This is a genomic window from Leptolyngbya boryana PCC 6306 (assembly GCF_000353285.1).
Classification (GTDB): domain Bacteria; phylum Cyanobacteriota; class Cyanobacteriia; order Leptolyngbyales; family Leptolyngbyaceae; genus Leptolyngbya; species Leptolyngbya boryana.
Genome location: NZ_KB731324.1, coordinates 1,078,556 through 1,097,679 on the forward strand (window position 1 = coordinate 1,078,556; position 19,124 = coordinate 1,097,679).

The window sequence follows — 19,124 nt, forward strand, 5'->3', positions numbered from 1 at the left end:
AGATGCCTGGAAATTCTATAAACCTAAACAATATCGAACTGTAGCTTCAATTTGCTGCATTTTTTCGGTAGAGAGTTGTCCAGATGATTCAGGCGGGAATCGGGTTGGATCAATCGATCTCATTTGAAAGCAAAGAAAAACTGTTTCTAGAGGAAGTCCGCTTTCTGCTGAGGAAACACGAACATTTGTTGGATAATCACGGCGAACATTTTCTCCTTTTGTTCCAACTACGACTGTCGCAACAAGATTTGCCTGATTAATCGCATTGATCGATAAAACGAGAACAGGACGCTTACCCGATTGCTCTCTTCCTTTTACGGGATTGAGATCGACAAAATAAATTTGCCCTCGCTGGATACTCATGAATCTGCAAGACCATCCATTTCGGTCACTGCAAATTCTGTATTGATTGCAGCAAGCTCGGTCTGAATGTCTGGGTCATCTGCCATTGCAGTAATTTCTTGATCCCAAACTGAGCGCTGTAATACTTTCTGAGCGCGTTGCATCAGAAAATCAACGAAGTCCTCGACTTCAACCAGTTTCTCTTGGGGAAGTTGGCGAATTTTTTCTAGTAATTGCTGCTCAGATTCTGCAAGCTTATCCATCTTTGCTTCATCGCCTTGAAGATATGACAATTGTATCCCGGAAACAAGAACTGGAATTATGGGTATTGCTCCTGGTTCTCGAATGGGTGGTGAGAATGCGCTGCTGATTCGTGGTTTCTAAAGAAGTGCAATCAAAACTGATGCACCACCTATTATTCTGTTAACCAATCCTGATGTTTGAACTAATGAAATTAATAGTGCAAAATCTTTAAGTTGGTTAATACCCACTAAGTCTGCCGCGGCGTTTGGTTTCGCGTTCTGACCAGCGAAAGAGAGTAATACCAATCACAAAATAAATGAGTCCATTGATCAGGGCGATCGCGAAAGTTCCCCAATTCAATCCTGCTTGCCGTGCCATCATATCCCGCATCAAACCTGCACCTGTCGTCATTGGAATCAAATAGCCTAAAATCTTTTGCGCTCCTGCCCAAGTTTCAGTAGGAATTGTCAACACGAAGAGCAGTGAGAAATTGAAAATGCCTGCAATCTGCTGAACTGTTTTGAAAATCAGTGCCAAACTTCCGATCGCAAATGCTAATCCATATGCACCGAGAATCACAGTGATTAATGGCAGAATCAACGCTGCTGAGAATGATAGCCATCGTCCCGTGAGTGCCATGATGATGAAAAGGACGATCGTAATGACACCGCATTGAAGTAACAGATCTGAAACTGCTCTGAGCAACAGGATCTTCGTGATATTGAACGGCGAGATGAATAGCTGCTCTAAGGTTCCGACTTGGGCTTCGCGCTGTAACGTTGCATTGATACCATTCATGATGAAAATGACCAGCGACCACAAGGTATAGCCGACAATTACAGCATCTAAGCGATCTCCGAATCGAAATCCTGATCCTGCAATGTATCCAACACTGAGGAAAAGCCCGTAGAAGGTAATACTGAGTGCGATGACTCCGCCTAGAACTTCATGAGCATAGCGCTTGTACTGAATCCAACTCCATTTGAGTTGTGCAACAAATAATTCCAGCATTTATTTCTTTACCAATTTCAAGAACACATCTGCGAGGTTGGCTTGATCTTTTTCGATTCGCACGATCGCGCTTGGTTTTAAAATCTCTAAGCCTTGATACAGCAAGTCGATTTGCCGGATATAAATCGTTTTTCCTTCAATCACGGCATCGATCGCGGCTAATTTACTTCTGCGATCGGGGTCTAATTCCTGCTCTAATTCAATTCGATACGAGTCGCCAGAAAACTTTTGAATCAAAGTTTCTGTGCGTTCTTGAGCGACAATTTCACCCTGCTTAATAATTGCAACTCGATTAGATAATTCTTCTGCGATGTCTAGCTGGTGTGTAGTAAGGAGAATGGCTCGACCCTCTCCAGCGATTTCTCTGACCAATCGTTTTACAGTTTGAGTCGCTTCAATATCGAGTCCTAGTGTTGGTTCGTCGAGAAGAAGTAATTGTGGCTCATGAATTAGCGCAACTGCGATCGCTAATTTTTGCTGCATACCGCGTGAGAGATTTTGCACGATCGTCGATCGCTTATGCATCAGTTCAAATCGCTCGAGCAAAACTTTCGCCCGTTGCCGTGCCACATAGCCGCTTAATCCGCGCAGCACTCCAAAATATTCCAGATTTTCTTCAGGAGTTAAGCGCCAATAGACATTGCGATTGCCTTCGAGTACGGCTCCGACTGACTTTAGCGCGATCGACTGCTGGTGGGGATTCCGTCCTGCAATTTTGACTTGTCCTCGATCGGGCAAAACTAACCCAGCAATCATCTTGATTGTCGTGGTCTTGCCCGCACCGTTTGCCCCTAAAAATGCCAGCACTTCATGGCTTTCGATTCCAAAAGATACATTTCGTACCGCTTCGACTGTCTTGCCTCCGCTGCGGTAGGTTTTCTGTAACTGGTCAACTTCTAAAACTTGCATCAATGTTCAATCGAAATGGCTCTGTGACTATGATGACAGATTCAATCTTCTGTCTTTGGTTTGTTTTTCTATAAGGCAATCCCAATTATATTAATATTTGTGAAATGGTATTGTCTAAATTCCACAAAAATGGTCTAGATTCTTGGCTGATACCGTGTTGTTCATTTCACAAAGGAGCAGTTTTTGTGACTGTGGAGCTACTACTCTCTTCTCAGGCTGATGATCAGTTGATTTCAGCTTTTTTCCGACAATCTCAGGGGCAATGGCGATCGGAGCGACGATATTACACGTTGCCAGGTGGCGAAGTCAAAGAGGTTAACAGTTTGCTGACGATCCGTTTTTTAGAACAGGGCGATGCGGAGCTGATAGAACTTGCCCGACTGCATGGACTTGCCGATGAAACCGCGATGACTTGCGGTGCGGCAGTGAGTTGGGAAAGCGAAAATAGCGCTTCGGGACGTGTAGAGTCCAAAGGCTCGACCCTGTTTGGGGTGATTGGCTCGGTGTTGTATCGCGATCGCGGTTTTGCGACATCCAAGCCGATTACGGCTGGATTTTACTTCACCAATCCAGATACGCTTTGTCTGAGAACAGAGTACAAAGGCTCTGTGTTTGAAGAAGAACTCAAACTGGTGGGTGACAAATACCGCACCCGACAGACCATCATTTCACGCGCAGGTGAACAACTGATGATTGGTCAGTATCTGGAAAAACGTCTCGCTTAAGTCATGAAGCGTCTGTGCGAATTAGGGCTGAAGGAGTACAGGCGCTTTTTGATCTCCTCCGACAATAATCACTTTCGAGTTTTGCGAAGCGGCTAATTGCTGCATAGCTTCGATTTGCTTAAAGCGCAACGCTTGTTCACTTAATCCCTGCGACAAAATTCGTTGTGCATCCGCATTTCCCTGTGCTTCAATGCGTTTACGATCGGCTTCCTGCCGCTCCCGCTCCAAGACGAATTTCATTCGTTGTGCGTCTTGTTCTGCTTTCAGTTTTTCTTGTACTGATTTCTCTACGCTGTCTGGCAGTTTCACATTGCGGATCAGTGCATCTTCGATAATGATGCCGCGATCGCTCAACGCTTTGTTGAGATTCTCCCGAAGTTGTTGCGCTAAGGCTTGGCGATCGCTGGTGTAAATCGTTTTCGATTCAAAATTTGCGGTTGCACTCCGCATCAGCGATCGTACTTGGGGAACCAGCACGATTTCTTCATAGTTCATGCCGACCGTTTGATAAAGCTGTTTTGCTTTTGCTGGATCAATTCGATACAAAACACTAATATCGACATTCAGCATTAAGCCTTCTTTTGTCGGCGTTTGTAATGTCTCTTTGAATTCGCGGGTTTGAGTCGAAAAAGTGACCATGCGAGCCGTTGGATTCTTGAGGTGAACTCCTGGTGTAAGCGGTTGTTCTGAGACTTGACCATAGAAATCGACGATGCCAATTTCTCCAGTCGAAATCACTGTGATAGAACGTAGTAATGTGATCAATCCACCCATGCCAAGGAGCGCGGCAATAACAATCAACGGAATCTTCGATCGCAGATTCAAACTCATAGATTGCATATTTTTTTACCTTTTGATTGAGATGGAGTTAAAGTACCCAAATCGCTAGCCTTGCAATGAGATACAACTGCGATCGCGGACTTTCCCAGCTTCAAAGGTTAAGAACTGGATAAGGTTTTCTGTGCGAGTTGTGTAAGTTGTTTAACCTGTTCAAATTCAGGTGCATTCGTTACAGTTTCAGACTGTAACCAGAGAAGAAATTCAATATTTCCAGCAGGTCCTAAAAGTGGCGACCAAGTTAATCCTTGATAGTACCAACCCAAAGATGTTGCAGCGTCTAAAACTTGCACGATCGCACTGGCTTGATCTTTGAAATCTCGCACGACACCTTTTTTACCAATGCGATCTTTTCCTACTTCAAACTGGGGTTTCACCAGCAACACTAATTCTCTTGGAACTTGTAATAATTCCCACAATGCGGGCAGAATTTTTGTTAGCGAGATAAACGAAACGTCAACCACAGCTAAATCAGGAATGGGTTGATCTGCTTGATATAATTCCTCAGCTTTTAGATGTCGAATGTTTGTTCTTTCTCGTAAAATCACGCGCGGATCTTGACGCAAACTCCATGCCACTTGTCCGTATCCAACATCAATTCCATACACCAATTTTGCGCCGGATTGTAATAGGCAATCTGTGAAGCCCCCGGTTGAAATTCCGCCGTCCAAACAGACTCGATCGCTGACGTTAATCTGAAATTCTTCGAGCGCTTTGATCAGTTTTTCTCCTCCGCGTGAGACGAAACGCGATCGCGCTTTTACCTCAATTTCAGCATTGACTTCAACTTCCGTTCCCGGTTTATCAATCAATTGCTGATTCACGCGCACTTCCCCAGCTTGAATTAATCGCTGAGCCTGCTGGCGCGACGTACACAACGCACGATCGACAAGTAACGTATCCAGTCGTTGTTTAGACATTTCAAATCTTGAGCAAGCAATGTCTGCTCATTATTACGCAATCCGGGGGACGTCACACGTCCGACAAACCTATTTAATGTCAGGAAAGTAATGTTGAAGAAAATCGCTTGAGCCAATTTCCGTATGAGACTAGCCACTCGACGTTCCGAACTCCATACGTCAAAACTCTTGCAAGACTTTCTGCGACAACATGATGGCGAAACCATTCGGTTAGGCGATCTGATTCGAGGATTGGGTAAGCGATCGTTTGGACCGACACTCTTGATCTGTGCTTTACCGGAAGCCTTACCGTTACCGATCGCGGGAGTCTCTGCCTTTATCGGGATGCCCTTGGTTTTGGTTTCGCTTCAGTTAATGCTGGGCTATACAACCCCGTGGTTTCCGAAATGGATTGCGAATCGATCGATAAAACGAAAAGACTTTGAGAAAGGTGTAAACATTGTTTTACGTTATCTGGCTCGATTCGAGAAAATCATTCGTCCAAGATGGAAATTGATCACAACTCCGATCGCAGAACGGTTATTATCAATTTTCTTCTTTCTACTGGCTTGCGTGATTGTTCTGCCGATTCCCTTTGGAAATTTCTTGCCTGCGATCGCGCTCGTCATTATCAGTCTAGGACTGATTGAGGGCGATGGTTTAGTGATTGTCGTTGGAATTATTACTGCTTGTCTTGTGCTGGCAGTCATGGCAGGTGCGATCGTCGCTTTCTTTTCCTGGAGCATGACCGTGATCAAGCTCTGAATTCAATACTCAAAGAACTCCGAAGTCTAAACCCCGGAGTTCTCAGCACTGTAGCTAGGATCTAGGTTTTCTGTGCATTGCAGACGTAATTCATCACTGTATGAGCACTACTTCCCGCCCTTGGCTGAAACATCATTCCAGCTTCGCCATAATCAAACTTCTGAATCAGTTTGCGATTCTTCGTATAGGCATTCACCTTGCGTAACCGTTGCGCCTTCGCTCCACAATCTAACGACCAGCGAACTACTGCGCCGTGCACCGGCTGATCGACCTTCGTATCCAAAAACGCATTATTCGGCTCAGGAAATTCTCGATACTCCCAATACCAAACGATATTGCCATTGCGCTGAATCGTGCTGGTATCGACGAAAAACCGATCTTTTGCCTCGTTTTCTGTCACTTTTGTCCATTCCGCAGCACTTGCTGCCGGAGCGATCGCTGCACAAATTAAGCCAGCGATCGCCAAATTCAAAACAGCTTTCATTATCTTTGACTCGGTTGTTCAGTAATCGGGCTATTGGGATTGCTTCCGCGCACGGGAGGCGTAAGATTGCGAATCGCTTGTAAGGCAGATTGATCTCTCGGACGCTCATCTAATGCGCGCTGAAAATAGAGCCGTGCCGTCTTCTGATCTTTGCGCTGCGCTGCCTCAATCCCGGCTGCCATATAGCGATCGTAAAACGTCTTGGCAGTGGGTTTTCCAGGCTCCGTCACCTGATATGCTTTCACAACTTGCTGGACATAGGGAGCCGTTTCACGCGCATTGAACTTCGTTGGGTCGCCCGTCATCCACCAAGCTGCCAGGCGTTGCACCGCAGTCGTCTCATTCGTGTCTCTTGCGTATTGTTTAACCGCATCGCGCATGACACAAGTGACAATCGAACGTGCTGCTGCTGCATTGGCTTGAAACTCAGTCGGAGATAACTCTTTTCCTCCACATTGTTTTGACCAACGTGTGACATTTTCAGGTTTTACCTGCCAATCACTGTACAGACCTGTTACAGGTTTTTCTGGCTTAGAAGCTTGGCGCATGGCTTCAACAAGCCGAACAATCTGAGCATCCGTCATCTGAGCCGAGACAGGTGCAGCGATCAGACTTAGTGCAACGATAAAGCTTGATCGCGCTACAAGTTGCTTACAAAATTGCATAACCGCCTTTAAAGTTTTGCATTAAATGGAAATTAGGATCTGAGGACTATTTTGGTTGGATTAAAGTGCCACCCTGCGACAAACCGTATTTTACTTGAAGATCAGAAAATGAATCAGAATTTCAGCTTCAAAAAACTATGGAGGAATGGTGGAAAAAGATCAAGCGTGCGCTTAACAATTGCTTAAGTTTATGCATTACAAAAAAAAGGAGAGAATCAATTTCCCTCCTTTTTCATAGTTTGTCCGAATCGCCGTTTTTACTTGTTCACGTGACCCACGACTTGATCTTTCAACTTGTTGAACTCCTCGCCCAACTCACTCCGATTCGAGGCTTTGAGCAAATAGCGATAAATGAACCAAACGCTATATCCTAAGCCGATTAATTCAAACGTCGGCTCCAACAAAGGCACTTCATTAATTGCCCCAAGCAGTGCAAGCGTTAATTTCACAGACACGATCGAACCAAAAATCAAACCTGCAACCACGAGGGGTTTGCGTTGTTCTGAGAAAAACTTACCCAACAATTCTGGCAGAGTTGACAAAACCGTATAAGTTTTGTCTGCGATCTCGCGCCATTGCTCAGAGGATACACCAGATGACACAGGCGCTAGAGTTCCAGCCTCATCCATTTTGATTTTCGTTGGTGTTTCGACAGCGGTGGGGGTTTCCATTTCTTTCACTTCAGGTTCCATACTAAATTCCTTGGAAACAATAACCTAAATTCGTCTCGCTGGGCTAGACCTCCCAGTAATACGGACAGTAGCAGAATTCAAAATTGATTTTCGCTATCTCTCAAACATAGCGAAAGTTCAGACAGGAACTTGTCACTAGCAGGATAGATCATGACTTAAGAATTTGAATTCTGTAAACCCTACTTTTGATGAATTTTGAATCTGAACTAGAAGGTTCGAGTCCGGTCAAGTTTCACAATATAGTTAATTTGTTCTAGTCAGCTTCAGTTGACATTATCATATGTCGCGATCGTAATTTCAGCGCGTATTCTCACTTATTTTTTCCGAGCTTTTAGTTCTTAAAACTACAGTATGTCCCCATCTGTAATCGGTTTGGGGAAATTAGGGGATGCGCAAAACTCAAGCATGGCTTGCCAAATTTCAGGTTCTTGATCCGTCAACCCGTGATCGCTCTCCAGTTCAATGAATTTCACCCACGATCGCGTTTCTGCAAAGGTTCGACTCTGCGCGATCGGAATAATTTCATCCCGAATGCCATGCACAATTAAGGTCGGGATCGGTTTCTGAAGTTGCGCTTCGTCGTATTGCTCTAAATCTTCGACAATTCCGTAATTCAAGAAGCGCGATCGCTGGTCGCCATAGTGATAAATCGACAGTGGATTTCCCGATCTCCATTTTTCTAATTCTTTTGGATCAAATCGGGGGAGCCAATGTTCGAGGTAATTGAATGCTGGGGCAAGCAGAATAATGCGATCGACGAAATCACAGCCTTCAGCAATCCAAGCGGCTGTTAATCCGCCAAAGCTCGAACCAATTAGGGTGACAGGTTCATCGATCAAGGCTCGAACTTGTCGGATTTGGCGAGTCAGCGTGAGATTTTGAAAATCCCCTTGATTGAGATCAGGAATTTCTAGAGAGAGACGAAGGGATTGAAAGCGATCGCGAAGACGTTCGGCTTTGATCGATCGCGGACTCGACGCAAACCCATGTAGATAGAAATATTTCATCTCTCTCAAGAATTTAATAACTAATTTGCAATGTCACTGAGCCTTCTACTCGTTGTTCTCCACCGATCACCGGACTCGGAGCTGCTGAAACTTTCGCATCTCGCATCTGCATTAACGCCGCTTCCCGAAAAACTGGAGTAGGAGGCGTTGCGCCATTAATCTGAACACTGACGATGTCTTTGCGCGTCAGATTCAATGCACTAAAGACGGCATCTGCCTGAGTCTGCGCGTCTTGGGTTGCTTTGCGCAGCGCCACTTTCTGTGCCGCTGCGATCGCATCATCCGAAGCCACAAAACTCACGCTATCAATCCGAGTCGCCCCTGCGCGCACTGCTTCATCTAAAATTCCACCCGCGCGCTCATTTGACGTACGAAATGAAACTGTATTAGAAGCCGTATAACCAATCAATGTCTGACGATTATTCGCGTAGTCATAACGAGGACTCAAATTAATCCCAGTCGTTTCCAACTTCTCAACCTGACGCGATTTCAAGAAATTGACAACCGAATTCGATTTGCGTGCCACTTCCTGCTGTACTTCATTCGCAGTCTTACCCTGCACCTCAACTCCCAACCGCACTTGTGCCAGTGTCGTCTGGATATCTTCAAATCCACGACCCGAAACCGTCAATGTCCGCATGAGTTTCTCCTGAGCAAAGGCAGGACTGATCATTGCAAAGCTCATCATTCCAACTGCGATCGGCACAGCACTCAGCCAGTGAGATTTCCGAACTAAACTCATCATCACCAATATCCATTGCGTAAGAATCCTTTTACTGTGCCATCGAATTGAATCCTTGCCGCGCTCAGTTACGCTTTTCGCAACCTGATTCAGAGTTTAGAAAAGTTAAGTTTTCTTAAACGGTGTAGCAATATTGCCGTACCCCTCTATGTTTGTTTATTAAGGAACCCAGGAACGCGCGAAATCGTTTATGATTAGTAATCATGTTCTACGCAATTTACCAGTAGTTCGCTAAAATAGTAGGGTAGAATCTAATACTCAAAAAGATTAGTTCTATCTCTTGATTTATCACTGATCGGGAACGCTAACCACAGATGGCAAATTCATCGATGCCCCTCTTAATCTTGCCGGATTGCCGATGTTATGTTGCCACTGTCTTCTTTCCACTTGAATGAGTCTGACTCGATTCAAGAGTTGCGCCTAGTCCCTTTACTGCTTCAACAATGACTTTAAGAGTGTCGCCTCCCCAGTCTCGCCTTCCGAGCCTCTCTCTTTTTACGCTTCATCCTCGATCTTTGATGAGAAAGCTCCCTTGCGATCCCTGCGATCCAAAAAATCCCTAAAGTTCTGTTCAGTACGAGACTGCGGAGAAAATCAAACTGCGGTCTAATTTCGATTACATAGAGTTATTTCGCTCAGGAGAAGCACATGCTACACCGCAAGATCTATCAACTCTGTTGTGACGGTCGCGAAGTCTGGATCTTCTTGCGGGATCAACAGCGCTGGATCGAACGTGCCAAAATCCTTGATATCGAAGGTGATCTGGTCACACTGCGCTACGAAACCGAAGAAGAAGATGAAAATTGCTCTTGGGAAGAAATGGTCCGCCTCGAAAGCATTGGGGCGGTAACTCAAAAGCTTGCCTCTGTTCCAAAAGGCTGTGTCGAACCCCTGGTTTCCGATGATTGTCCTGAAGCGGAACAACTCTCAAACCCACCCTTCGACAAACGCGAAGACTAAGACTAATTCAGCTTCGGCAAATTTAAGGCAAGAGAGGAAAGAGCAATCTTTCCTCTCTTTGCTTTTTAGTTTTTTTAGCGCCTCATTTCGTTGCAATCGAGGTGTCTCTGAAGCAGACGAGAAACTCAATTCCAAGGTTTTTCAAAGTAGTCCGGGCAATCGATCGCATCTTCAGACAGCGCGCTCATTGGATGAACTGGGCATTTGAGATTGTAATCGCCTGTGAAGAATTGACAATCTGGGCAAGGGATTTGATGCATGTGTTTAGCTTCATTCACGGCATCACGAGTTGCTGTGAACACCCGCCAAACCAGCATCAAGACTAAGCTCCATGCCATCACAAAGCAAATCGGAACCAGAAACGGACGAAACCAGATGATCAGATGCGCCAGAAATTTAAAGAGCATAAGTTAAAAATAAAGCTGATCGATTCGGGCAGTTTAGGATAAATATTAATAGAGCCTGCTGGCATCTATCCCTGGCTTAAGGGTTATTTACCAAGTTTCGCGATGCCCCTTCACAGACACTACTTATGAGAGTTTCTCTTGCCTCCAGTCCCGCGCAATCTAAGCAGCTTCGTCACCAGCTTGCTCACCCTGAAGATTCCCTCTCTTATGAGTTGGGCAAAGCCGTCCAAGAACTGCCCCCGGTCTACACGCGATTCATGGCAGGCAGTATTAGTGTCCTTGTGCTAGGCACGATCGGGTGGGCGCACTTTAGCGAAGTGGAAGAAGTCGCGAATGCTCAAGGTAAATTAATTCCCTCGACTGAGGTTCGACCCTTCCGCGCTCCCAGTGTGGGGACGATTACCAAGATCAATGTTAAGCCTGGACAGATTGTCCAAAAAGGGCAAACTTTAATGGAGATTGATCCAGGTGCGACTGAAACCAATGTCGCGAGTTTGCAGAACGATGCGAGAAAAATTCAAGAAGACATTCGCCGCTTAGAGGCAGAAAGCCAAGGCAAAGCTTCGACTGGGAATGAATTACAAGATCAGTTGATTGCATCGCGTCAGCGTGAATTCAGTGACAAGCAAAATGCAGCGATCGCAGAAGCGAATCGGCAAAGTGCAGCCATTTCTGAAGCGCAAAATCGTCTAGAGCGGTTTCAAGAGAATCTGGTTAATGCGCGTGCCACATTGACCAATGCGACAGCCAGCAAAGCTGATGCGCGCGCAAATTTGGAGATTGCCCAAGAACGCCGCCAACGCTTACGATCGCTCGAAAATACGGGAGCTGTTCCCCATTTAGAGATTCTGAATGCAGCCGCTCAAGTCACTCAAGCGAGCCAACAGTTGACCAGTGCTGTGAATCAGATCAACGAAGCCCAAGGACAGATTGTTTCGCTGGAAAAAGAAATCGACGCGCAGCGAGACCGAATTCGCCAAGCTCAGCAAGCCTTTGAGTCTGCGAAAAGTACCGCAATGGGCTTAGCACCTCAGCGCCAGTCAGAAGTTTTGACTCAGTTAAAACAGCGTCGAGAAGAGTTAACCCGCAAACAAGGTGAAATCGCCGTTGCAACTCAGCAGCGCAAAGATCGTGAAGCCTTAACCGCACCCTTCACAGGTGTGGTGTACAACCAGAAAGCCACATTAGGTCCGATTCAGCAAGGTGAGGAACTGCTCTCGATCGTGCCTGAAGACAAAGACTTAATTCTGGAAGTGAAGATTCTCAACCGAGATATCGGCTTTATCCGTCCGGGAATGAAAGCGAAAGTCAAACTTGCAACTTTCCCATATCAAGAGTTTGGCATCATTGAAGGCGAACTCGTTTCTGTGAGTCCAGATGCGGTCGTTGAAAAAGATGCGAATGGGCAAGATCTAGGCCCGGTCTTTCCAGCTAAGGTGAGAATCGATCGTAAGGCGATCCAAGTGCGCGGCAAAGATGTGGAACTTTCCCCAGGGATGGCGGGAACGGCGGATATCGTGACTCGGAAGAAATCGATTCTGTCTTTCTTGACTGAACCCGTCACGAAGCGGTTTAACGAAGCCTTTTCTGTTCGCTAATTCTCGACTGTTTCAGGAATCGGGGATCTGCTTGGATCCTCGATTTTTTGGTTTTTTCAAGACTTATGCAAAAAATCTTAATTTAACAGAACGTAATATTTCACATCTGCGCTATGATAGACCATAGTGTAGCGAAACGATTGCGTCTGACCACTCCCCTCAACCTTCGAGCGGAAGTAGCGTGAGGAAACTCCCGGAGCGATCGAGCTAACCGACTAGGAGCTATCGCTGCGATTTTTCAGGATTCCGATCGACTTACTTACCCCCTCCGAAGTTACATGGGCAACAAGCCAACTATTGCGTTCTCTCATTTAGGCTGCGAAAAAAATAGAATTGATACCGAACATATGCTTGGTCTACTGGCTCAAGCCGGATATCAAGTTGATGCTGACGAAGAGTTGGCAGATTATGTTATTGTCAATACTTGCAGTTTTATTCAAGCCGCACGGGAAGAATCAGTGCGGACACTGGTCGAATTAGCGGAAGCTGACAAAAAAATTGTGATCACAGGCTGCATGGCGCAGCACTTTCAGGAACAACTTTTAGATGAACTGCCCGAAGCCGTCGCCCTCGTTGGGACAGGTGATTATCACAAAATCGTTGATGTGATTGCACGAGCAGAAGCTGGAGAGCGTGTGAAAGAGGTTTCACAAGAACCGACTTACATCGCAGATGAGACGACCCCTCGCTATCGCACTACGACCGAAGGCGTTGCTTATCTCCGGATTTCAGAAGGATGTGATTATCGATGTGCGTTCTGTATTATCCCGCACTTGCGTGGAAACCAGCGATCGCGCACGATTGAATCAATTGTCCAAGAAGCTGAACATTTAGCCGCTGAAGGCGTGAAAGAGATTATCTTAATCTCGCAGATCACCACCAACTATGGACTTGACCTTTACGGTGAGCCAAAGTTAGCCGAACTGTTGCGCGCCCTTGGAAAAGTGGACATTCCTTGGATTCGGATGCACTACGCTTATCCGACCGGATTGACCCCGAAAGTTATCGAAGCGATTCGCGAAACGCCGAACGTTCTCCCTTACCTCGATTTACCTCTGCAACATTCCCACCCGGAAGTGCTCAGAGCCATGAATCGCCCTTGGCAAGGTCGGGTCAACGACGGCATTATTGAGCGGCTCAAAGCTGAGATCCCGAATGCTGTTTTGAGAACTACTCTGATTGTCGGATTTCCTGGAGAAACCGATGAACATTTTGAACATCTCAAGCAGTTTATTCAGCGTCACGAATTTGATCACGTTGGAGTGTTTACCTTCTCTCCTGAAGAAGGTACTCCCGCCTACGACTTGCCCAATCAGTTGCCCCAAGAGGTAATGGATGCGCGTCGAGATGCCTTGATGCAACTCCAGCAAGCGATTTCTCTTAAACAGAATCGTGCGCAGATTGGCAAAGTCGTAGATGTCTTGATCGAACAAGAAAATCCGCAGACCGGAGAACGAATTGGGCGATCGGCTCGATTTTCTCCTGATGTGGACGGACTCGTATATGTCGAAGGCGAAGCGGCGTTGGGCACGATTGTGCCAGTGACGATCGTGGATGCAGACATTTACGACTTGTATGGTCGAATTGCCACGGCTGCGGACTTGATCCAACTGCCTGCAATGACTGTTTAATCGCTGTGTTGAAACGACGATGTTCCCGTTGTCGCATAGACTGACCGAAATGTTAGACCTTCACTGTTTCTAGCTTTTCATCTCTTTTCCCCGCGCCTTTAAAGTTGGCAATTAACACGTAGTTCGGCTCGAACTGCGACCCGATTCAGACGGTTTTGGTTTATGAAAAGACCGTCTTGAGGTCGAGAATGTTGCCTCTGATGGCGCACGACCATGACTTTTACAGGAGACTCAATGACCCTTTCTTTTCATAGCCTCGGACTGTCTGAAGACCGGATTCGCCATCTCGAAGAACTCGGATTTACTGCTCCGACTGCCATCCAAGCCCAAGCCATTCCTCATTTACTCGCTGGGCGTGATGTCGTCGGTCAAGCACAAACCGGAACTGGGAAAACTGCGGCGTTCGGGCTTCCGATTCTGGAGCGGATTGATACAAAATCCCCCACAGTCCAAGCGCTGATTCTGACTCCGACTCGCGAATTGGCGATGCAAGTTTGCCAAGCGATTCGTACGTTCACTGACGATCGTCGAGTTAAAGTCGTCACGATCTACGGCGGACAATCGATCGATCTACAAGTTGATCGCTTACGTCGTGGCGCTCAAATTGTCGTCGGAACTCCCGGTCGAGTGATTGATTTGCTCGGTCGTGGTGATCTAAGACTCGATAATCTCAGCTGGCTCGTTCTCGACGAAGCAGATGAGATGCTGAACATGGGCTTTATTCAGGATGTTGAGAAGATCTTGAATCAAGCGCCTGTTGAACGTCAAACGACGTTCTTCTCGGCAACGATGGAACCTTCGATCCGTAAGTTGGTCACCAAGTTCTTGCGCTCTCCGGTGACGGTGACGATCGAACAACCCAAAGCCGCTCCTTCTCGCATTAATCAAGTTGCTTACACGATTCCTCGCGGATGGACAAAAGCTCGGGCAATTCTACCGATTCTCGAATTGGAAGATCCCGAAGCCGCAATTATCTTCGTGAGAACTCGTCGGGCAGCCGCAGAATTGACCAGCCAATTACAAGCCGCTGGACATAGTGTGGATGAATACCACGGTGATTTGAGCCAAAGCCAACGTGAACGGCTATTGCTCCGGTTCCGCCAGCAGCAGATCAAATGGGTGGTCGCGACCGACATCGCGGCACGAGGAATCCATGTGGATAACTTGACCCATGTGATCAACTACGACTTGCCGGATAGCGTTGAAAGCTATGTGCACCGGATTGGTCGGACAGGTCGTGCGGGTAAAGAAGGCACGGCAATTTCGCTGGTGCATCCGCTGGATCGTCGCAAACTGCGCGATATCGAAAATCACGTTCGCCAACGCTTAGAGATTAAGCCAGTTCCGACTCGTGCGGAAATTGAAGCTCGCTACTTAGATAAGCTGCAAGCTCAAGTGCGCGAGACGCTAGCAGGAGAGCGAGTCGCATCGTTCTTGCCGATTGTGTCTCAGTTGGCCGAAGATTACGAACCGCATACGATCGCGGCTGCGGCATTGCAGATGATCTACGATCGCACTCGTCCCGCTTGGATTACCATCGGGACTGATCCGACTCCTGAAGAAGAAGCTTCTTCGAGAGGCGGTGCGAAGCAGAAGCCTGTGAAGCGTTCTAGACCTTCTGGAGGACATTCTGCTTCAGGTAGTTCTGGTCAGCGTCGTCATCCTGCGGCACGATCGAAGTAATCTACAATAGATTCCTGTGTATAAAAGACTCCGACTTCTTTAAGAAGTCGGAGTCTTAGAGCTTTTGAACCTTCTTTATGCCAGTTGTTCTTTCTACAGATTTGCTTGCCTTCTATCGTGACCTGAGCCAGCGGACTCTCACCGTCGTTGATCTGGAAACCTCTGGGCATAAACCGCCTCGCAGTCGAGCGATCGAGGTGTCGGTTCTGAATGCAAATTTGAAAGACGGCATTCTGAATCAAGAAACGTATTTGATCAATCCTGGCGTGTTGATTCCGCCGATCATTACGAATATTACGGGCATCACGCAAGACATGGTGGATGGTGCACCGCCGCCGGATGAGGTGTGGCTCAAGTGTTTGCCCTTGTTCGAGCAGGGAACTTTAACGGCTCACAATATTGGATTTGACTATCCGTTTATTCGAGCAGAATATGCGCGGTTGGGGATTCCATTTTATCGATCGCAATCCGAGCAGTTTTGCACTGTTCAATTTGCACGCTTGATGCTCTCAGAGTTGCCTTCTCGGAGTTTGCCGAACTTGGTTAAACATTTTCAGTTTCCAGTTGGCGCATCGCATCGCGCGGAAGCAGACACGATGGCATGTTGGCTACTTGCAGAAATGCTCTTGAAAGAGATTGCAAATGAAGATGATGAAGCGGTTTTAGCAAAAATTGGACAGCAGCTTCTTTCGACGAGTGAGGCTGCCAAACTGATTGGCGGCTCGCAAAAATCAGTGCGATCGCGGCTTGAGCAAGCGGGTGCTGAACCCTATATTTCTCGAACCGGAACACCGTTGTATCGCCGTGCAGATGTTGAGCGTCTTTATTGGCAAAAGCACCAACTTTCTTTGTCGTCTTGAACGGTAAAATAGCAGAACTAAAAGAAATGCAGATTCAATCTTGTTACGGTATCAACTCTTACTAAACTTCGTATCTAGATCCGCTAAGGTCACAGAACTGTGACTCAGGTTAGAAGTCATGCGTCTAGAGCAATTGCAGGCGTTTTTGGCGATCGTTGAAACCGGAAGTTTTCAACAGGCTGCCCGAAAATGTGCGGTCACTCAATCGACTATTAGCCGTCAACTCCAGGCATTGGAAGCTGATTTAGGGATGCCGCTGTTTCATCGGACGACTCAGGCAAAATTAACGATCGCGGGAGAACAGTTTCTACCTCACGCCCGCAAAATTTGCCAGGAATGGCAGAATGCCATCAGTGAGTTGGAAGAGTTGCGATGCGGCAAACAGCCAGAACTATGTGTTGCAGCCATTCATTCGGTCTGTGCGTTTCATTTGCCGCCTGTGTTGCAGCAATTTTGTCAGGACTATCCTGACGTTCAGCTTCGCGTCACTTCGTTAGGGAGCGATCGCGCGTTAAAAGTCCTGAAAGATGGCTTGGTAGATTTGGCGATCGTGATGAATAACCGCTTTCTCACTGCGAGTCCAGAAATGGTTGTAGATGTTCTTTACGACGAGCCTGTTCGGGTTCTGATGGCAGCCGATCATCCTTTGACGAAATTTGATCAAGTGCCTTGGTCAGAATTGGTTCGCTATCCGCAAGTTGTTTTCAAAGATGGATACGGAATGCAACGGCTTGTCCAAGAGCAGTTTCAGCGGCAAGGAGTTACGTTGAAAGCAGCTTTGGAGCTGAATACTTTAGATGCATTTCGCGGTGTTGTGCGGCAGGGAGAATTGATTGCTTTGTTACCGCAAGGCGCGATTCAGGATGTGCATTTAGATTCGACTTTAGTGATTCGATCGACTAGCGATCCGGTTTTAGTGCGACAAGTGGTGTTGGTGACGACGCAAGATCGATTGCAAATTCCACCGATTCAACGATTTCGGGCATTGGTGCAGGAAATCATGCATCCTGCATTTCTGAAGCGAAGTCCGAGTGCGATCGTGTGAAGGCGTTTGAGCAGGAAACAATCTGGTATTGTGGAACCCTTTGGAAGGTTGCAGCGGTTCATTCATTCTGTAGGCAAGCACTATGAGTTACGAGTTCCGGGAGTTACTTAAAAAAGTTGGCAGTGGGCCGCATACAAGCGAAAATTTGACGCGCCAAGAGTCAGAAACTGCGACTCGCTTGATGCTGCTGCAAGAAGCAACCCCGGCTCAGATTGGGGCATTTATGATTTCTCATCGCATCAAGCGCCCAACGGGTGAAGAACTAGCCGGGATGTTAGATGCCTATGATGCGTTAGGTAAAAAGCTGCCCCCGATCGCATCCAAGATCCCAGTGATGGTGATGTGTAACCCCTATGATGGTCGATCGAGAACTGCGCCTTTAAGTCCGCTTGTTGCGATCGTTTTAGCAGCAGCAGGAGTTCCAGTTGTACTGCACGGCGGCGATCGCATGCCAACCAAAGAAGGCGTTCCGTTGATTGAGCTTTGGGATGGGTTAGGCGTGAATTGGAAAACCGTGTCGCTGGAGCAGATTCACGCAATTTTGCAGCAAACTGGATTAGGATTTGTCTACTTGCCGCATCATTTTCCGTTGGCTCAAGGATTGGTGGAGTATCGAGAGCAAATTGGCAAGCGTCCGCCGTTTTCGACGCTGGAATTGATGTGGAATCCGTATGCAGGCGAGTCGCATTTGATTTGTGGGTATGTTCATCCGCCGACTGAAGGCATGTTTCGCGATGCCTTTGCGCTGCGAGGAACCACATTATTTACTACGGTCAAAGGATTAGAAGGCAGTTGTGATTTGCCGCGCGATCGAACGGCGATCATTGGGATGGCAGCGGGAGAAAAGTTCGATCGCTTAACGTTGGTTCCTCGCGATTATGGATTTGCCGCAAAAGAATTGCCGTTAGTCTCGAATGAGGATCTGATCGATCAGATGCGGGCAGCGATGAGAGGTGAGCCTTCGGAACTGATGCAAGCGACCATTTGGAATTGTGGATTTTATCTCTGGAGAGCCGGAGCCTGCACGAGTCTTGAATCAGGATTTTCGCAAGCGCAGGCGATTTTAGAACTAGGACAGGCGGAGCGGAAATTACAGCAAGTGATTCATGCGATCGAAGCGTGTCGCTCAGTTCTCAGTAATTAAAAAGCCTTGCAGTCTATAGTAGTCCTACATATGAGGTGGGGAGTAGGGAGTGAGGATCTTCTACTCCCTACTCCCCACCTTTTTTAGTCCTTACCACTCAAACAGACTCGCTATACGCTCACACACCTCGCTAAAATAGAGGCGTTGCTTATGAAATTGCTATGCCTCCTCGTTGGTCTCGAATCCCTGATCGTAAAGACGCAGACTATCGCCAACTCGACGATCGTATGACGTTTGCGACGCATGTTGCTTTATTTGCGGCTGCAAACTCTGGCATGTGGTTTTTCAGAATTTTACAAAAAGCCGATTGGTCATGGTCAGTTTGGGTGACAGGTGCTTGGGCTAGTGTCTTAGTGGCGCATGCGATTTATATTTTTGCGATCGCAGACTACTCTGAACCTGTTGTCGCAACTTCTCAACCGAAAGGCTTTAAACCTAAAGAGAAACCCTCAAAATCACCCAAGAGATAGGAGAA

At 46.9% G+C, this 19,124-nt stretch carries 22 protein-coding genes; 10 read left to right on the top strand and 12 right to left on the bottom strand.

What is annotated here, in order from left to right; translation table 11 throughout:
• Positions 1 to 15: 15 nt before the first annotated feature.
• The 4 genes from LEPBO_RS0105005 to LEPBO_RS0105020 form a co-directional block, all read right to left on the bottom strand.
• Positions 16 to 363 carry a type II toxin-antitoxin system PemK/MazF family toxin gene (locus tag LEPBO_RS0105005; protein WP_017286442.1) on the bottom strand — a complete coding sequence of 116 codons (348 nt, stop codon included), beginning with the start codon at positions 361 to 363 and terminating at the stop codon, positions 16 to 18.
• Positions 360 to 605, bottom strand: a complete 246-nt coding sequence (locus LEPBO_RS43605; RefSeq protein WP_017286443.1) for a DUF2281 domain-containing protein — start codon at positions 603 to 605, stop codon at positions 360 to 362. Before LEPBO_RS43605 ends, LEPBO_RS0105005 begins: the two co-directional genes overlap by 4 nt.
• A gap of 217 nt (positions 606 to 822) precedes the next feature.
• Positions 823 to 1,596 (bottom strand): ABC transporter permease, encoded by a 774-nt coding sequence (locus LEPBO_RS0105015; RefSeq protein WP_017286444.1) that lies wholly within the window; start codon positions 1,594 to 1,596, stop codon positions 823 to 825.
• Positions 1,597 to 2,505, bottom strand: a complete 909-nt coding sequence (locus tag LEPBO_RS0105020; protein WP_017286445.1) for an ABC transporter ATP-binding protein — start codon at positions 2,503 to 2,505, stop codon at positions 1,597 to 1,599. It abuts the gene before it with no gap.
• A 185-nt stretch (positions 2,506 to 2,690) separates the two neighbouring features.
• Between LEPBO_RS0105020 and LEPBO_RS0105025 the strand changes: the two genes are divergently transcribed.
• Entirely contained in the window at positions 2,691 to 3,230 is a 540-nt protein-coding gene (locus LEPBO_RS0105025) for a phycobiliprotein lyase (RefSeq protein ID WP_017286446.1), read from the top strand.
• 21 nt (positions 3,231 to 3,251) lie between these two features.
• Here the strand turns inward: LEPBO_RS0105025 and LEPBO_RS0105030 are convergent, their stop codons facing one another.
• Positions 3,252 to 4,070: a prohibitin family protein gene (locus LEPBO_RS0105030; protein ID WP_144056146.1), complete on the bottom strand. Its 819-nt coding sequence runs from the start codon at positions 4,068 to 4,070 to the stop codon at positions 3,252 to 3,254.
• Positions 4,071 to 4,168: 98 nt separating this feature from the next.
• Positions 4,169 to 4,987 (bottom strand): TlyA family RNA methyltransferase, encoded by an 819-nt coding sequence (locus tag LEPBO_RS0105035; protein ID WP_017286448.1) that lies wholly within the window; start codon positions 4,985 to 4,987, stop codon positions 4,169 to 4,171.
• 123 nt (positions 4,988 to 5,110) lie between these two features.
• Between LEPBO_RS0105035 and LEPBO_RS0105040 the strand changes: the two genes are divergently transcribed.
• Entirely contained in the window at positions 5,111 to 5,731 is a 621-nt protein-coding gene (locus LEPBO_RS0105040) for an exopolysaccharide biosynthesis protein (protein ID WP_017286449.1), read from the top strand.
• Between the two features lie 61 nt (positions 5,732 to 5,792).
• Here the strand turns inward: LEPBO_RS0105040 and LEPBO_RS0105045 are convergent, their stop codons facing one another.
• The 5 genes from LEPBO_RS0105045 to LEPBO_RS0105065 form a co-directional block, all read right to left on the bottom strand.
• A complete protein-coding gene (locus tag LEPBO_RS0105045) occupies positions 5,793 to 6,215 on the bottom strand; it encodes a surface-adhesin E family protein (protein ID WP_017286450.1) in 423 nt (140 codons plus the stop codon).
• The gene (locus tag LEPBO_RS43265) at positions 6,215 to 6,880 is read right to left on the bottom strand and encodes a hypothetical protein (RefSeq protein WP_017286451.1); all 666 of its coding nucleotides are present in this window, start codon (positions 6,878 to 6,880) and stop codon (positions 6,215 to 6,217) included. Before LEPBO_RS43265 ends, LEPBO_RS0105045 begins: the two co-directional genes overlap by 1 nt.
• Before the next feature lie 257 nt (positions 6,881 to 7,137).
• Positions 7,138 to 7,572, bottom strand: a complete 435-nt coding sequence (locus LEPBO_RS0105055) for a CAAD domain-containing protein (RefSeq protein ID WP_017286452.1) — start codon at positions 7,570 to 7,572, stop codon at positions 7,138 to 7,140.
• A 344-nt stretch (positions 7,573 to 7,916) separates the two neighbouring features.
• Complete coding sequence (locus LEPBO_RS0105060) at positions 7,917 to 8,579, bottom strand: YqiA/YcfP family alpha/beta fold hydrolase (RefSeq protein WP_017286453.1); 663 nt, start codon at positions 8,577 to 8,579, stop codon at positions 7,917 to 7,919.
• A 13-nt stretch (positions 8,580 to 8,592) separates the two neighbouring features.
• Positions 8,593 to 9,324, bottom strand: a complete 732-nt coding sequence (locus tag LEPBO_RS0105065; RefSeq protein ID WP_144056147.1) for an SIMPL domain-containing protein — start codon at positions 9,322 to 9,324, stop codon at positions 8,593 to 8,595.
• A gap of 645 nt (positions 9,325 to 9,969) precedes the next feature.
• Here LEPBO_RS0105065 and LEPBO_RS0105070 point away from each other — a divergent pair.
• Positions 9,970 to 10,281 (top strand): DUF6679 family protein, encoded by a 312-nt coding sequence (locus LEPBO_RS0105070; RefSeq protein WP_017286455.1) that lies wholly within the window; start codon positions 9,970 to 9,972, stop codon positions 10,279 to 10,281.
• Positions 10,282 to 10,406: 125 nt separating this feature from the next.
• Here LEPBO_RS0105070 and LEPBO_RS0105075 read toward each other — a convergent pair whose 3' ends face one another.
• A complete protein-coding gene (locus LEPBO_RS0105075) occupies positions 10,407 to 10,688 on the bottom strand; it encodes a hypothetical protein (protein WP_017286456.1) in 282 nt (93 codons plus the stop codon).
• Between the two features lie 125 nt (positions 10,689 to 10,813).
• On the opposite strand from LEPBO_RS0105075, the gene LEPBO_RS0105080 reads away from it, so the two are divergent.
• From LEPBO_RS0105080 to LEPBO_RS0105110, 7 genes are all read left to right on the top strand, one after another.
• Positions 10,814 to 12,286 (top strand): HlyD family efflux transporter periplasmic adaptor subunit, encoded by a 1,473-nt coding sequence (locus tag LEPBO_RS0105080; RefSeq protein ID WP_017286457.1) that lies wholly within the window; start codon positions 10,814 to 10,816, stop codon positions 12,284 to 12,286.
• Between the two features lie 278 nt (positions 12,287 to 12,564).
• Positions 12,565 to 13,917, top strand: a complete 1,353-nt coding sequence (rimO, locus tag LEPBO_RS0105085) for a 30S ribosomal protein S12 methylthiotransferase RimO (protein WP_017286458.1) — start codon at positions 12,565 to 12,567, stop codon at positions 13,915 to 13,917.
• Between the two features lie 234 nt (positions 13,918 to 14,151).
• The gene (locus LEPBO_RS0105090) at positions 14,152 to 15,600 is read left to right on the top strand and encodes a DEAD/DEAH box helicase (protein WP_036045359.1); all 1,449 of its coding nucleotides are present in this window, start codon (positions 14,152 to 14,154) and stop codon (positions 15,598 to 15,600) included.
• A gap of 77 nt (positions 15,601 to 15,677) precedes the next feature.
• Positions 15,678 to 16,460, top strand: coding sequence for a 3'-5' exonuclease (locus LEPBO_RS0105095; RefSeq protein ID WP_017286460.1), 783 nt, complete (start codon positions 15,678 to 15,680; stop codon positions 16,458 to 16,460).
• 118 nt (positions 16,461 to 16,578) lie between these two features.
• Positions 16,579 to 17,505 (top strand): LysR family transcriptional regulator, encoded by a 927-nt coding sequence (locus LEPBO_RS0105100; protein ID WP_017286461.1) that lies wholly within the window; start codon positions 16,579 to 16,581, stop codon positions 17,503 to 17,505.
• An 82-nt stretch (positions 17,506 to 17,587) separates the two neighbouring features.
• Entirely contained in the window at positions 17,588 to 18,649 is a 1,062-nt protein-coding gene (locus tag LEPBO_RS0105105) for an anthranilate phosphoribosyltransferase family protein (protein WP_017286462.1), read from the top strand.
• Between the two features lie 161 nt (positions 18,650 to 18,810).
• On the top strand, positions 18,811 to 19,119 hold the full coding sequence (locus LEPBO_RS0105110) for a 2TM domain-containing protein (protein WP_017286463.1): 309 nt from the start codon (positions 18,811 to 18,813) through the stop codon (positions 19,117 to 19,119).
• Positions 19,120 to 19,124 lie beyond the last annotated feature (5 nt).

Bases quoted from the DNA above. Each gene is read 5' to 3' on its own strand.
- LEPBO_RS0105045 (WP_017286450.1), bottom strand. From the start codon at position 6,215: ATGAAAGCTGTTTTGAATTTGGCGATCGCTGGCTTAATTTGTGCAGCG.
- LEPBO_RS0105070 (WP_017286455.1), top strand. From the start codon at position 9,970: ATGCTACACCGCAAGATCTATCAACTCTGTTGTGACGGTCGCGAAGTC.
- LEPBO_RS0105075 (WP_017286456.1), bottom strand. From the start codon at position 10,688: ATGCTCTTTAAATTTCTGGCGCATCTGATCATCTGGTTTCGTCCGTTT.
- rimO (WP_017286458.1), top strand. From the start codon at position 12,565: ATGGGCAACAAGCCAACTATTGCGTTCTCTCATTTAGGCTGCGAAAAA.
- LEPBO_RS0105095 (WP_017286460.1), top strand. From the start codon at position 15,678: ATGCCAGTTGTTCTTTCTACAGATTTGCTTGCCTTCTATCGTGACCTG.
- LEPBO_RS0105005 (WP_017286442.1), bottom strand. From the start codon at position 363: ATGAGTATCCAGCGAGGGCAAATTTATTTTGTCGATCTCAATCCCGTA.
- LEPBO_RS0105090 (WP_036045359.1), top strand. From the start codon at position 14,152: ATGACCCTTTCTTTTCATAGCCTCGGACTGTCTGAAGACCGGATTCGC.
- LEPBO_RS43605 (WP_017286443.1), bottom strand. From the start codon at position 605: ATGGATAAGCTTGCAGAATCTGAGCAGCAATTACTAGAAAAAATTCGC.
- LEPBO_RS0105080 (WP_017286457.1), top strand. From the start codon at position 10,814: ATGAGAGTTTCTCTTGCCTCCAGTCCCGCGCAATCTAAGCAGCTTCGT.
- LEPBO_RS0105100 (WP_017286461.1), top strand. From the start codon at position 16,579: ATGCGTCTAGAGCAATTGCAGGCGTTTTTGGCGATCGTTGAAACCGGA.
- LEPBO_RS43265 (WP_017286451.1), bottom strand. From the start codon at position 6,880: ATGCAATTTTGTAAGCAACTTGTAGCGCGATCAAGCTTTATCGTTGCA.
- LEPBO_RS0105105 (WP_017286462.1), top strand. From the start codon at position 17,588: ATGAGTTACGAGTTCCGGGAGTTACTTAAAAAAGTTGGCAGTGGGCCG.
- LEPBO_RS0105035 (WP_017286448.1), bottom strand. From the start codon at position 4,987: ATGTCTAAACAACGACTGGATACGTTACTTGTCGATCGTGCGTTGTGT.
- LEPBO_RS0105055 (WP_017286452.1), bottom strand. From the start codon at position 7,572: ATGGAACCTGAAGTGAAAGAAATGGAAACCCCCACCGCTGTCGAAACA.
- LEPBO_RS0105020 (WP_017286445.1), bottom strand. From the start codon at position 2,505: ATGCAAGTTTTAGAAGTTGACCAGTTACAGAAAACCTACCGCAGCGGA.
- LEPBO_RS0105060 (WP_017286453.1), bottom strand. From the start codon at position 8,579: ATGAAATATTTCTATCTACATGGGTTTGCGTCGAGTCCGCGATCGATC.
- LEPBO_RS0105030 (WP_144056146.1), bottom strand. From the start codon at position 4,070: ATGCAATCTATGAGTTTGAATCTGCGATCGAAGATTCCGTTGATTGTT.
- LEPBO_RS0105065 (WP_144056147.1), bottom strand. From the start codon at position 9,324: ATGATGAGTTTAGTTCGGAAATCTCACTGGCTGAGTGCTGTGCCGATC.
- LEPBO_RS0105015 (WP_017286444.1), bottom strand. From the start codon at position 1,596: ATGCTGGAATTATTTGTTGCACAACTCAAATGGAGTTGGATTCAGTAC.
- LEPBO_RS0105040 (WP_017286449.1), top strand. From the start codon at position 5,111: ATGAGACTAGCCACTCGACGTTCCGAACTCCATACGTCAAAACTCTTG.
- LEPBO_RS0105110 (WP_017286463.1), top strand. From the start codon at position 18,811: ATGCCTCCTCGTTGGTCTCGAATCCCTGATCGTAAAGACGCAGACTAT.